The organism is Marivirga sericea, from assembly GCF_900177665.1.
GTDB classification, from domain to species: Bacteria; Bacteroidota; Bacteroidia; order Cytophagales; family Cyclobacteriaceae; genus Marivirga; species Marivirga sericea.
Genome location: NZ_FXAW01000007.1, coordinates 81297 through 93570 on the forward strand (window position 1 = coordinate 81297; position 12274 = coordinate 93570).

Below are 12274 nucleotides of genomic sequence, written 5' to 3' on the forward strand. Positions count from 1 at the left end.
TTTACAGATCTAACATATTTTTATAGATAGAATACCTTGGGATAAATTTAGATCTACCTCTACCCATTACAATTCATTTCTCTTCTTGATCACCCGTAATTTCCAATAGCCCATTTTATAGTAAGCGAACGCTAAAATTGCAGCCATAAAATTTGAAATCGGAAATGCCCACCAAATTCCTTCAAATCCTAAAGAAGTTTTATTGGACAACATAAAGGCAGTGGGAAAACGAACAATCCATAAGCTAAATATGGAAATCAACATAGAAGCTTGCGTAAAGCCTGCACCATTAAATACACCATTTAGAATCTGCTGGACACCCAATAAGCCAAAACTTGGCGCCATTATTTTGATAAATAAAGCACCATTTTTAATTACTTCAGGATCATTCGGTATAAAGAAAGCTGTTATCGGTTCTGCAAAAATAAATAACAAAAATCCAATTCCTGTCAAACCGAAAAAACCAATTTTATTACTTAGATCTCCAATTTTCTCAGCCCTTTTGAGCTTATTTGCCCCTATATTTTGTCCTACCAAACTTGTCGTTGCAATGGCAAAACCGAGAGCTGGCACAACCACCAAACTCAAAATCCTAGCGCCTACACCGTAAGCAGCCACTACCTCACTGCCGAAACTCGTCACTAACATGATCATGAAAGTCATTCCTGCCGCCCTGCTCGATTGATCTAAGCTAGATGGAATACCTAATTCGAAGAGCTTCTTCACCCATGCGAAATCCCACTTCATATGGAAAAACTTTATCTTAATGCCCATATTTCCTCTAAATAGGATTGCTAAGCCTATGAAAGCTGATATACCTTGAGTAAATACGCTGGCCATTGCAGCTCCAGCTACTCCATTTCCCTCTATCGGACCCCAGCCGAAAATAAAAAGAGGATCTAATATCAGATTTAGCAATACAGTGCCTAAAACGATAAACATGGGCAAATACACATTTCCAATTCCACGCATAAGGGATTGGAATACGAAAAACATGAAAAGGAAAACAAAGCCAAGGGATGATACTTCGAAGTAACTAATTGAATCTTTCAGAATCTCAGGACCCGCACCTACTATTTTCATCAGGGGCTCAGCAGAAAAATAACCAAATGCCGCTAATAAAATGGAAATAAAAAAGATGATAATAACGGTCTGAGAAGAGGCATAATTAACCTTCACCTGATTTTCGGCTCCTTTGTGTTGCGAAACAATCACGGTGCCGGCCAAGGTCAATCCACCTCCTAATGACAAAACCAAAAACAGGATAGGGAAACTTAAACTAACCGCTGCCACAGCATTGGCTCCCAATCGACCCAGCCAAAAAGTATCAATTAACTGATATGCCGTTTGCAGTACATTAGCCATGATTATAGGGAAAGCCAGACTGACCAAGGAGTTCAAAATCTTCCCTTCTGTGTACTTCTTAGCTTTTGCCATTTTTAAAGGTACGGCTTTTGATTATATGGGTTTGTAATTCCTATTATGATTTAAAAAGTAATCAAAATTTCATCGACAAACTCCAGTTTCCTAACAAAAAGATCCCCTAGCTGTTGTCCTAAATAAAAACTATGAGAGAATACGAAGTTTTCTATAAAGATGGATCTACCGTTAATTGTGATGCCAATGATCAACAGGACCTTCTTGATCAATTATTTGATGGAAAAGAAGAAAAGCTGATTGAAAAAGTGAAGTTACTAAGGTGGAGTACCGGCACTATGATCTACACAAAAGATCCCGCCAAGGAAAAAATTAACTCTGAAATCACCACTGCAGATGCTAACCCCTACGGATGGAGAAATGAGGGAGACATAGAAAAAGAGTAAAAAAGATGGGTCTTAGACAGCAAAAGTAAGTCGCTGAGAAAAAACACAAGATCCCATTTTTACCAAAAATCAACTTCAAATAGGAACACTTTAGTCCTACTAAGGCACTAAGGCTGAATTTTTTAATCTAATGACTTCCTCCATAGTGTGTTCATCTACAAATTGCTCAATAGTGAATCCCTTTTCTACCACTACAGATTTCTTCCTTAAATTTGATGCCGCTACTTTCGAAAGAATTTCTTTAGGATCTATTAATTGCGCATGAAACAATTTCTTACCCTGTAGATGTTTTAGCAAGCCCGGAAATAAGTTTTCAACAATCCAAGCTTGTGCTTCTAATGAAATAATACTCATCTTTCTAATGTCGGCCACTACAATGGTCGTATCTAACTGCTGAAAAGCTTGCAATAAATTACTGTTAATCTCTATAAATTCATCTAGGTCTTTCACTTTAGAATTGTACTGCAAAAAGAGTGCATTTAGCCCCTGATCCCAAAATACACTAGCTGTTGCTGTTTCGTAGTAGATTTTTGATTTTTCCATAGCAATATTTTTTTATGAAAATAGCACTTTTTTTTTAATAATTATTGATAGAAAATATATTATTATTTTAATTAGCTTGTAAAATATTCAAAATCAAACACTCTCTTGCCAATAGGCAAGTTCCCGCTTGATTGCATGAAAACACAATTTATTTTCAGACTATCATGATCAGTTTTAATCAATAATTATTAAATTTTAACCTAAATCAATTAGCGGAATAGAAGTGATTAATGTTGACCACACCTCAGAAGTAAAAAATCAGGTAGTAGACAAAGATTTTATTTCAAGTTTAAGTTTCTATCACAGCGATTTAATTCTTAAAGACTATTTAAACCGCAAAGTTAGTCCAGAAGGCTTAAATTATAGGGGGGGGGGGATAAATTAACTACTCTTTTTCAACTGTCACTAATTTTGAATCAATTGAACCGAGATAATTCCCATTGGATGAAGCCAACTTGTGAATTTTTAAAAGCGCAACTGAATCAGGAAGACAACTTAAAAGTCAGAAGTCTTTCAGATAGTAAAGAATTAATGGGATGGGAGATTTAATTTTAACAAAAACCTTATGATACTAGATTCAGAGTGCAATACAGTTTATTTTTCCGAAAAGCTCAAAGAACACTTTCCAAGAGAGTTTAAAAACATCAGTGATGCTATTGCTCCTTTCGATTATATCAAGCTAAAACTATTAAAAGGAACCAAAGATGAATGGGCAAGAGATTATATGCCAATTCAGACTGCAGAAAAAAGATTAATAAAGTTTCGTTATCAGCCAAGCTACGAACCAAGAGCCCGCTGGACTGAAAGCAAAAAGGTCATAAAAGCAAACAGACTAAGAACTAATTTCTCAGAGCATAATATCAATTTAGACGGAGGAAACGTGGTGAAGTGGAAAGACAAAGTGATTATCACAGATAGAGTTCTTCAAGAAAATCACACCTATGAAAAATGCCCTTCTTTACTGTATGAAAGAATATCAGAAGATCTTCAAGCAGAAGTGATCGTAATAAAAGCTCATCGGGAAAAAGACGATATGACGGGTCACGCTGATGGAATGTTACGATTTGTAAATGAAAAAACCCTTATTGGAAATCGTTTAAGTGATGAGTGTGAACCCATCCGAGAGAATATTGCTCAGATGCTTAAAGGACATCAATTTCATTATATCGATTTACCGTTCTTTGAAGATACGACTGTAAACCATTACTCTGCAATTGGAACTTATACTAATTTTCTAGAGATAGCAGATATAATTTTATTTCCTGTTTTTAATCATCCCAAGGAAAAAAACCAGGAAGCCCTAGAAATCATAAAAAATAGCTTTCCTAAACGGAAAATAATCCCGATCAATATTGATGCAGTAGGAAAGCATGGAGGACTAATGAATTGTATAAGCTGGTGTTTGAAAGAGTGAGATTGATAAATGATCTTAAGTACAATTGCATAAATAACTGATTAAAGATAATGAACATGATCAGCTAAAACGATGTAGTTATGTTCCCGTTATTATTGAGCAATCAGTAAAAAAACGATTTCTATGTTTAATTTTGATTGGCATGAGGAGCTCATAATATTTATGAACGTCGCCATTGCTGCGATACTAACCGGCCTAATAGGCTGGGAAAGAGAAGTGAAGGACAAACCAGCAGGTTTTAGAACCAATATGATTGTAGGTGCCTCTTCAGCATTAATTTTATCCTTAGGAGAAATTCTTATCAATCATTATATTCAAAATGGCTTAAATAATGTCATCCAACCTGATCCCACCAGGATTATTGAAGCCATAATCTTAGGAATAAGTTTTATAGGTGCAGGAACTATTTTAAAAGCAAATGGCGATAGCAAAGTTTATTATCTTACAACTGCTGCCACAGTGCTTTTCGCTGCTGGAATCGGAATTGCTGTGGCTCTACAACAATATGTTCTTGCAGTTGCAGCTACTGTACTATTGCTAATCATAAACAAGGTCGCAAATCTTCTTAAAAAGAAAGTATAATATGATTTGACCTGTAATCTCGAGTAGGAAGCGTAAAGTAGGACTAATCTTTAGTCCTAGAAAATCTTCTGCGATATCTTAAAATAAATAAAACCATTAAAGCTGCCAACAGAAAGACGGCAGCTTTAATGCATTAAAAACTCTAGCAGGCAAAACAAGATACTAGTTTAATTAAGGCAGCACAGGCAACTCACCCAAAATCACTTAGCTGAAATACTTATGATAAAAGACATATTCATTCTTTTTCGGTAATACTCATAGCAAAGCCTCCTCCTGAAGCTAATCTTACCTCCAATTGAGAATCTCGAGTCAGCTCCACTTCTTCTATTTCATACTCTTCCGGATTATCATTCCAATGTGCTTGAGGTCCATCTTTATAGAGGGTGCCACTATAGGTTTTACCTTCCTTCAGAAAGTCAAAAGTCAAGGATTGCATTCTTTCATTTTCATCCGTAATACCTCCTACAAACCAGTCTCCGCTTTCTCTTTCCTGTCTAGCAATGGTAACATAATCGCCTACTTCCCCATCTAAAACCTTCGACTGTTGCCAATCTACTCCAACATCGGTAATAAATTGAAATGCTGGATGCACTTTACCGTCTTTCAGGTAATGCTCTGGTAAATCACAGGCCATCTGAACAGGACTGTAAATGACCACATATAAAGCCAATTGCTGCGCTAATGTGGTATTAACCTGATTGTCTTCTTTGTATTCATCAAATTTAATATTGAACACCCCTGGTGTGAAATCAATCGGCCCTGCCAACATTCTTGTAAAAGCTATAGTTGGTAAATGGCTGGGAGGATTACCTCCATCAGAAGCCCAAGCGTTAAATTCTTGCCCTCTAAGACCTTCTCTCGCAATTGCATTTGGATAAGTTCTGCGCTTGCCCGTAGCCTTAATAGGCTCATGTGCATTGACTGCTATCTTCTTTTTAGCGGCCTCATCTAATACCTTTTGATAATGATTGACCATCCACTGCCCATGGTGATATTCTCCTTTAGGGATAATCTCTCCCACATAGCCCGTTTTTACGGAATTCATCCCGTTCTCCTTCATAAAATCAAATGCTACCTCCATTTGCTTTTCATAGGTTCTTGGCGCAGCCGAAGTTTCGTGGTGCATGATTACCTCTACTCCTTTTTCATCCGCATACTGCATCACCTCCTCAAAATCATAATCATCATAAGGTGTCATGAAATCAAACACTCCTTCACGATCATCTGTATTGATCCACTGATCCCAACCCGTATTCCATCCTTCCACCAAAAGGCCTCTAATACCATTTTGAGAGGCAAAGTCAATATACTTTTTAGCATTTGCAGTAGTAGCTCCATGCCTCGATGTACCCGCTTTACCCGTGGTATAAGTATTCATATCTTGGCTTCCTTCTATGTCCCAGGTGGATTTACCAATATGCATTTCCCACCAGATCCCTACATATTTCATGGGCGTAAAATAAGGCAACTCTCCTATTTCGTTAGGTTCGTTCAGGTTTAGGATCATTTTTGACTCAATGAGATCTCCTGCTTTTTCTGCAATCTGAATAGTTCTCCATGGAGTATTGAAAGGTAAGTTGACCTTTGCTTTTCCTCCCAGTATTTCTGAACCCACGAGTTCGCTTGTCATCTCAAAATTTTCAGGATCAACTTTTAAAGTCATACCAGCATAATTAGTTAAATCAGCTTCATGAAAACTTAAATACAGCCCATCATCTGTTTTCATAGTAACTGGCGTATTTACAGCATTTTCAGGTATATAGGTGGCATTTAAATCCGGATGGTTTCGCTTGGAAATGGCATCAATCGCAGAGAACAAGCTTTCATTATATAAATGCTCATAGTTATCCCAGTCCCCTGGCATCCACCACACCTTATGATCGCCTGTTAAATTAAATTCTGTGTTTTCATCGGTGATCAACAGCTCTTGCATTCCTGCCTGCTCAGGAAATTCATATCTAAAACCAATTCCATCATCATAGACTTTGAAATGGATGTTGAGCTTTCTTTTAGTTTCAGATTGTTCCTCTAAATAGACAATCAGCTCATTATAATGATTTCTGACCTGTAGCTGCTCACCCCATGGCATGTCCCACACTTCATCGGCAGTCGCTTTTTCTGACTTTAGAAATTTAAAATCATTTTTTAAGCTCTGAAGGTCTTTGAAATCAAAACTCATAAAAGAGCTATCCACGACAATTTTATCATTATGACTAAGTCGATAAAAAGGCTGTCCTTCTTTTGATAGATCAAAGGTTATTTCGTTCGCCTCATTGGGAGACTTGACGGTTAAGAGTGTTTTCTTTTCCTCACAGGAAATCAGTGAAACAAATAAGAATGTACAAATTGCTAAGCATAAATTTTTCATTATTATAATATTTAGTGATTTGTCATGGCTTGACAAGTTCTTTCTAGAATGTATCTCCAACGGCTAATTGATACACTGCTAAAGTAGCAATGCAAAACAAGTACTACAATCTTTCTAAGAACTATTTGACGAGAAGCTAGGAACGAGAGCAAGATGATCTGCATTTCGCCAAGAAAAGCGATGCAGAATGGAATAAGTTCAAGGACTGTAGTCTTCCTTTATGACGGTCCCATATAATAAATCTGGACCAAATAACCTTTTTGTAAACCCGACCCCTATAATCGAATAGCCAAAGAATGCTTGACCATATTGTATATTCTCTCTCTTCTTTTAGCCATTTTAATCATCTAAATTCCCCTAGGCTGCCTAGATTAGTTAGTTGACTGACCATGAATACTTTTTATGCCGCCAAGGATTATCAGCTTCAATAAATTTAGCTTAAATAGCGTAAGGAAATTAAATAGGCGGTGAGCCTTCAAAATCGTTTAGCCGTGAATAGCCTCTGATTTTCCGTAACGGCCTATGATTTCTGCTTCAGCAACTAGTAGTTCTTTCCATTGCTGATCAACGTCAATTCCTTCCCCGTACTTACGAGCAAAACTTAAAAAAGTGTTATAGTGTCCTGCCTCACTAATCATTAATTCACGATAGAATTTAGATAATTCTTCATCTTTAATGTTATTGGAGAGCACCTTAAAACGTTCGCAGCTTCTCGCTTCAATCATGGCTGAAAAAAGCAACCTATCAACTAGGCTCTGCTGGCGACTACCGCCTTTTACTCGGATTTTAAATAATTCGTTCACATAACTGTCTTTTCGCTCACGCCCAAGGGTATACCCACGCTTTTTGATAATATTATGCACCATTTCAAAATGTGACAATTCTTCTTGGGCAAGTTCCAAGAGTGCCGTAACTAACTCCTCATGCTCAGAATTTAAGGTAATGATGGTGATGGCGTTGGTAGCTGCTTTTTGCTCACACCATGCGTGATCTGTTAAGATTTCCTCAATATTTGTTTCCACTAAATTAGCCCACCGGGGATCTGTGGCAAGTTTTAATCCAAGCATAGGTTGTATTTTGTCAATAATTATACGGAATGCAAAAATACGATTAAAAAGACCTTGTTCATAGCGTCTTGGGGAAATTAAACTTTTGCTGGAGCACTTTCTTTCTTCCTTCATTCAGTTTGGAAGAACGAGCTTCAAAGAATTATGCTTTTTTCAATGTAAATTCGATTTGCATAATCAGCTCAAGTAACAATAGTTTTGTGAGCCGATTAGATTTATTAATTGGCTCATAACAGCGTAGCAACTATTGCTAAAAGATGGGAATTTACATTGAGTGGTTACTTTCTAATACAAAAAGTAATTATAACTGACAATCAATTAGTTATAATTACAAGGTACAAATAAGGTATATATTGACCATTTTTAAGGACTTCGCAAGTATTTCTTTAATCCTCTAAGAAGTAGCGTAGATGATTCGCTAAGGTCAGTGAATTACTTTAATCAGTATTTACAGTATTACTATTAGATTCTAGAGTTTCTTTATCTGTAACGCCTTGTCCAGTAATTTCCCTCTGCTTTAAACCAAAAGTCATAATTCTAAGATCCTTTTTAGTTAAGCGTCAGCAATTAAACCCTTCATCTTTAATTTAAAATCCTGGAAAAGAGTAAAATATTTTCCCTTTATATTTTTAGCAATGGTTTCTGCAGTCGCACTATTATATGCGTTAGAACTTTCATTTCTGCTCTTGATCATTTCCATCCATCCTTCTCCATCGCTAATCAATTCCAGCTGGAAAGCTTCTCTTGTTGCATCCTTTGATCCATATATAGGGCTATTTCCTTTCTCTTGGATAAAATCTTTCAAGCACTGCCAGGCCAATTCATGATTGCATTCAAACAATTGGATAAGGCCTTGCTCTTCCAAATCCGTTAGTTCCCTCTCTTCACTTAACTGCACAGCTTTCTCTAATTGACTAAAGGCTTTATTAAAATTTGAAAAGCGTTGTATCCAACGTATGTCTTTATCACCCATAAAACAAAGATATCAATTTGCTTACTTCCCAATACAAAACTTACTGAAAATATTCGCCAATAAATCATCTGTAGTGATTTGCCCGGTAATTTCTCCTAAGAATCTTAGTGCATGACGGATATCCAAGGCCAAGAAATCTCCTGTGATATTGTCACCAAGTCCACTCAGGACGGCATTTAAGCTATTTTGAGTTTGTACTAGATTGTCGTAATGCCGGATGTTGGTCACTACCGTATCTCCGCTTTTGAAATTATCGAGATTTACGGTGTCTACTAATTTGGATTTCAAGGCCTCTAGGCCTTCCCTATTGATGGCTGAAATAAATAAAGTGCTTTCGTCCTTCTGCATTTCTGCATACAAATCAGCTTGAGCTTCATCTACCTTATTACCCACTTTTATGAAAGGGATTCCTAGGTTCTCGAGCATGTTAATGTCTCGGTTCACCTCTGTGAGGCTGTCATTTTTGAGGTCAAACATATAGATGATTAAAGAAGCCTGTTTCATCTTTTCTTTCGTCCGCTGTACTCCTATTGCCTCCACTTTATCCTCAGTATCGCGAAGACCTGCGGTATCGATAAATCGGAAAACAACGCCCTCCAAATTGATCTCATCTTCAATAAAATCTCTGGTGGTTCCTGCTATATCTGAAACTATCGCTTTTTCCTCGTTCAAAAGCGCATTCAACAAAGTTGATTTTCCTGTATTGGGCTTTCCTGCAATGACGGTAGGCACTCCGTTTTTGATCACATTTCCTAAATCAAAACTGCTGACTAAGGTGGTAATTACGCTCAATAATTGGTTGACAAGTTTTTTTAAGTCATCTCGGTCTGCAAACTCCACATCTTCTTCCCCGAAATCCAATTCTAATTCAATCATGCTGGCAAAGTGAATCAGTTCTGCACGTAATTGCTTGATCTGTTCTGAAAAACCACCTCGCATTTGATTGATCGCAGCTTTATGAGAAGCTTCTGTATCGGCATTTATTAAATCAGCCACTGCTTCGGCCTGCGCTAAATCAAATTGGCCATTTAAAAATGCCCTTTGTGTAAATTCTCCTGCTTTTGCTAATCTCACCCCTTTGCGCAAAAATAATTTTATCAGGCGCTGCACGATGTAAGGAGAGCCATGACAAGAAATTTCTACCACATTCTCTTTTGTAAAGGATTTGGGAGCTATGAATAAAGTAGCAACTACTTCATCTATAATTTCTCCTTCCTCATTACGAATAGTGCCAAAATGTGCAGTATGGCTTTCCTGGTTTAAAAGGTTTTTGCCCCTGAAAACACTATTGGTGATAGCTATAGCATCATCTCCCGAAAGTCTGATAACAGCAATAGCTCCTACCCCAGGAGCTGTAGACAATGCAATAATGGTTTCCTTCAACTGATCTAACATAACACAAATTTCATGAATTCTAGGGGATTATAAAATGGTTATTTGCATTAAGGCAGTTCTTCACCTTTTGCCGCTGAATATAATGCATACCAATCTTCTTTTTCCATAGTTTTAGTTTCCAATTTCAATGCTTCTTCTAACCTTACTAATTTGGATGTACCTAAGACAGGAATGATCCCTGAAGGATGCTTTTTTAGAAATAAAAGCATTAATTGAGCATTATTGAGCTCATATTTTTCACTCAAATTTTTTAATGTCCTATTCAGTTCCTGCTCAGCTTTTGAATTGCCTTTATGCATAAAATGTCCACCACCTAGTGGAGACCAAGCCGTTGGTTTAATGTTTTTCATTAATAACTGATCCAAGCTACCGTCTTCAAACGGCTTTAAATGTAGTAGGGAAGCCTCAATTTGATGGGTAACTAAAGGAAATACTGCGTTTATCATTTCAAATTGAGGAGTTGTAAAATTAGAAACTCCAAAATATTTCACTTTACCTGCATCCTTTAATTTGTAGAACGTTTCTGCGATCTCGTTACGATCCATCAAAAAGTCTGGTCGATGCAATAGTAGGACATCAATATAATCTGTTTGAAGATTTCGCAAGGAATTTTCCACTGATTCAATGATATGTTGTTCACTGCTCTCATAGCTTTTGATTCTATAAGTAGGACGGTTTTCTGCTGGCATTTTAATTCCACACTTGGTAGTGATTTGCATTTCATTCCGCAAATGAGGCTTTTCCTTTAATACATTACCGAAATCAGCTTCCGTTGTATAGTCACCATAAATATCAGCATGGTCAAAATCTCTCAACCCCAATTCAAGAGATTTTTCTACAAAATCAATCCATTGTTTAGTACTAAAATCCTCTCCCCATTTTCCTAGCCGCATTGTGCCAACTAAAAATGGAGAAAATTCAATTGATTTACGTGATAGGCTTGTTTGTCGCATAGAGTATTTAAAATAATGTCAAAATTTACATAATTATTTCATTATCACATATCCAATTTTAAACTTCTTCGTTAGCTTGCACATAGATCTATAGTTAAATGAAATTAAACGAACAATCAACCACCAATAAACTTTTATTAGTATTAGTAATACCTGTAATATTTTATAGTCTACAGCTATTATCATTTATCTTCATCCCTTTAATGTTTGCTATTTTCATTGCATTATTATTTACACCTATGATGAGATGGATGAAGAAAAGGAAGGTTCCACAATTTATAGCTTTAGGAACTGTGATTCTAATATTAACATTTACAGGTTTTTCCGGTATAAAAATTGTTCAAATATCAGGCAAGCAAATCGAAGAAGGTAAGTCTGAAATTTTTAAGAAATTAGACAATAAAGTTGAAGCGGTGGTAACCCCTTTTGCCGAAACATTAGGTTTAGACCAAAGAAACGGTGACAGTACCATAAAAGGGCTGTTAAAGAGTGATAGAATTGAACAAGTGATTATAGATAATTTCACCATCACTATTTCTTTTATTCAAAGCACTGTAGTCAATATTCTGATGACGCTCTTCTTTTTAATGTTACTTTTGGCCGGCTCGCTCAATTTTAAAGATATTCTACAGAGTACCTTATTCACTGGAGGTACCCAATCCGTCAAAACCTTCATGAAAGTGGAGCGTAGTGTGTCTGACTTTCTTAAAGTGAAAATTTTTGTAAGTTTTTTAACTGGAGTAGCCTTTGGTGTAATCGCATGGTCACTAGGAATCAGTTTTCCACTTTTTTGGGGCTTACTAGCTTTCGTGATCAATTTTATTCAAATGGTAGGCTCTGTAATCTCTACTGTTTTGGTCATGCTCTTTGCATTCATTGAGATCGAAAGTCCTGGTACTTTATTGTTAGCCGCTATTTTATTTACTGGCGCCCAAGTTCTATTTGGAGCTGTTTTAGAGCCCATTTTTATGGGAAAATCATTCTCCATTAATATTATTGTAGTGCTTGTAATGTTGATGTTTTGGGGCTTTATCTGGGGAGTGCCGGGCTTAATTTTGTCAATCCCCTTGACAGTGCTGCTTAAAACCATACTAAATGAATTTCCTGCAGGCAAAAAGTTTGCAAAAATAATGTCTTAAACCTAAGTACAATTTTC

General features: G+C 36.6%; 11 protein-coding genes. 4 read left to right on the forward strand and 7 right to left on the reverse strand.

Features of this window, described 5'->3' with window-relative positions; translation table 11 throughout:
• Positions 1–66 precede the first annotated feature (66 nt).
• Positions 67–1437, reverse strand: coding sequence for an MATE family efflux transporter (locus B9Y84_RS15720; protein ID WP_085518344.1), 1371 nt, complete (start codon positions 1435–1437; stop codon positions 67–69).
• A gap of 131 nt (positions 1438–1568) precedes the next feature.
• Here B9Y84_RS15720 and B9Y84_RS15725 point away from each other — a divergent pair, with 131 nt between their 5' ends.
• A complete protein-coding gene (locus tag B9Y84_RS15725; protein WP_085518345.1) occupies positions 1569–1823 on the forward strand; it encodes a hypothetical protein in 255 nt (84 codons plus the stop codon).
• Between the two features lie 99 nt (positions 1824–1922).
• Here B9Y84_RS15725 and B9Y84_RS15730 read toward each other — a convergent pair whose 3' ends face one another.
• Complete coding sequence (locus B9Y84_RS15730) at positions 1923–2366, reverse strand: hypothetical protein (protein WP_085518346.1); 444 nt, start codon at positions 2364–2366, stop codon at positions 1923–1925.
• Between the two features lie 565 nt (positions 2367–2931).
• Between B9Y84_RS15730 and B9Y84_RS15735 the strand changes: the two genes are divergently transcribed.
• Both B9Y84_RS15735 and B9Y84_RS15740 read left to right on the forward strand, forming a co-directional pair.
• Positions 2932–3780: an agmatine deiminase family protein gene (locus tag B9Y84_RS15735; protein ID WP_085518347.1), complete on the forward strand. Its 849-nt coding sequence runs from the start codon at positions 2932–2934 to the stop codon at positions 3778–3780.
• A gap of 123 nt (positions 3781–3903) precedes the next feature.
• Entirely contained in the window at positions 3904–4362 is a 459-nt protein-coding gene (locus B9Y84_RS15740) for an MgtC/SapB family protein (RefSeq protein WP_085518348.1), read from the forward strand.
• A 235-nt stretch (positions 4363–4597) separates the two neighbouring features.
• Here the strand turns inward: B9Y84_RS15740 and B9Y84_RS15745 are convergent, their stop codons facing one another.
• The 5 genes from B9Y84_RS15745 to B9Y84_RS15765 form a co-directional block, all read right to left on the reverse strand.
• Positions 4598–6730 carry a glycoside hydrolase family 97 protein gene (locus B9Y84_RS15745; protein WP_085518349.1) on the reverse strand — a complete coding sequence of 711 codons (2133 nt, stop codon included), beginning with the start codon at positions 6728–6730 and terminating at the stop codon, positions 4598–4600.
• A 485-nt stretch (positions 6731–7215) separates the two neighbouring features.
• Positions 7216–7797, reverse strand: coding sequence for a MiaE family protein (gene miaE / locus B9Y84_RS15750; RefSeq protein ID WP_085518523.1), 582 nt, complete (start codon positions 7795–7797; stop codon positions 7216–7218).
• A 553-nt stretch (positions 7798–8350) separates the two neighbouring features.
• Positions 8351–8770, reverse strand: coding sequence for a nucleotidyltransferase substrate binding protein (locus tag B9Y84_RS15755; RefSeq protein ID WP_085518350.1), 420 nt, complete (start codon positions 8768–8770; stop codon positions 8351–8353).
• 21 nt (positions 8771–8791) lie between these two features.
• A complete protein-coding gene (gene mnmE, locus B9Y84_RS15760) occupies positions 8792–10165 on the reverse strand; it encodes a tRNA uridine-5-carboxymethylaminomethyl(34) synthesis GTPase MnmE (protein WP_085518351.1) in 1374 nt (457 codons plus the stop codon).
• Positions 10166–10212: 47 nt separating this feature from the next.
• The gene (locus B9Y84_RS15765) at positions 10213–11118 is read right to left on the reverse strand and encodes an aldo/keto reductase (protein ID WP_085518352.1); all 906 of its coding nucleotides are present in this window, start codon (positions 11116–11118) and stop codon (positions 10213–10215) included.
• A gap of 98 nt (positions 11119–11216) precedes the next feature.
• Here B9Y84_RS15765 and B9Y84_RS15770 point away from each other — a divergent pair, with 98 nt between their 5' ends.
• The gene (locus tag B9Y84_RS15770) at positions 11217–12257 is read left to right on the forward strand and encodes an AI-2E family transporter (protein ID WP_085518353.1); all 1041 of its coding nucleotides are present in this window, start codon (positions 11217–11219) and stop codon (positions 12255–12257) included.
• The last annotated feature ends 17 nt before the right edge of the window (positions 12258–12274 follow it).

Excerpts from the sequence above, each read along its gene's own strand:
- B9Y84_RS15765 (WP_085518352.1), bottom strand. The coding sequence starts at position 11,118 with ATGCGACAAACAAGCCTATCACGTAAATCAATTGAATTTTCTCCATTT.
- miaE (WP_085518523.1), bottom strand. The coding sequence starts at position 7,797 with ATGCTTGGATTAAAACTTGCCACAGATCCCCGGTGGGCTAATTTAGTG.
- B9Y84_RS15740 (WP_085518348.1), top strand. The coding sequence starts at position 3,904 with ATGTTTAATTTTGATTGGCATGAGGAGCTCATAATATTTATGAACGTC.
- B9Y84_RS15745 (WP_085518349.1), bottom strand. The coding sequence starts at position 6,730 with ATGAAAAATTTATGCTTAGCAATTTGTACATTCTTATTTGTTTCACTG.
- B9Y84_RS15735 (WP_085518347.1), top strand. The coding sequence starts at position 2,932 with ATGATACTAGATTCAGAGTGCAATACAGTTTATTTTTCCGAAAAGCTC.
- mnmE (WP_085518351.1), bottom strand. The coding sequence starts at position 10,165 with ATGTTAGATCAGTTGAAGGAAACCATTATTGCATTGTCTACAGCTCCT.
- B9Y84_RS15755 (WP_085518350.1), bottom strand. The coding sequence starts at position 8,770 with ATGGGTGATAAAGACATACGTTGGATACAACGCTTTTCAAATTTTAAT.
- B9Y84_RS15720 (WP_085518344.1), bottom strand. The coding sequence starts at position 1,437 with ATGGCAAAAGCTAAGAAGTACACAGAAGGGAAGATTTTGAACTCCTTG.
- B9Y84_RS15770 (WP_085518353.1), top strand. The coding sequence starts at position 11,217 with ATGAAATTAAACGAACAATCAACCACCAATAAACTTTTATTAGTATTA.
- B9Y84_RS15725 (WP_085518345.1), top strand. The coding sequence starts at position 1,569 with ATGAGAGAATACGAAGTTTTCTATAAAGATGGATCTACCGTTAATTGT.
- B9Y84_RS15730 (WP_085518346.1), bottom strand. The coding sequence starts at position 2,366 with ATGGAAAAATCAAAAATCTACTACGAAACAGCAACAGCTAGTGTATTT.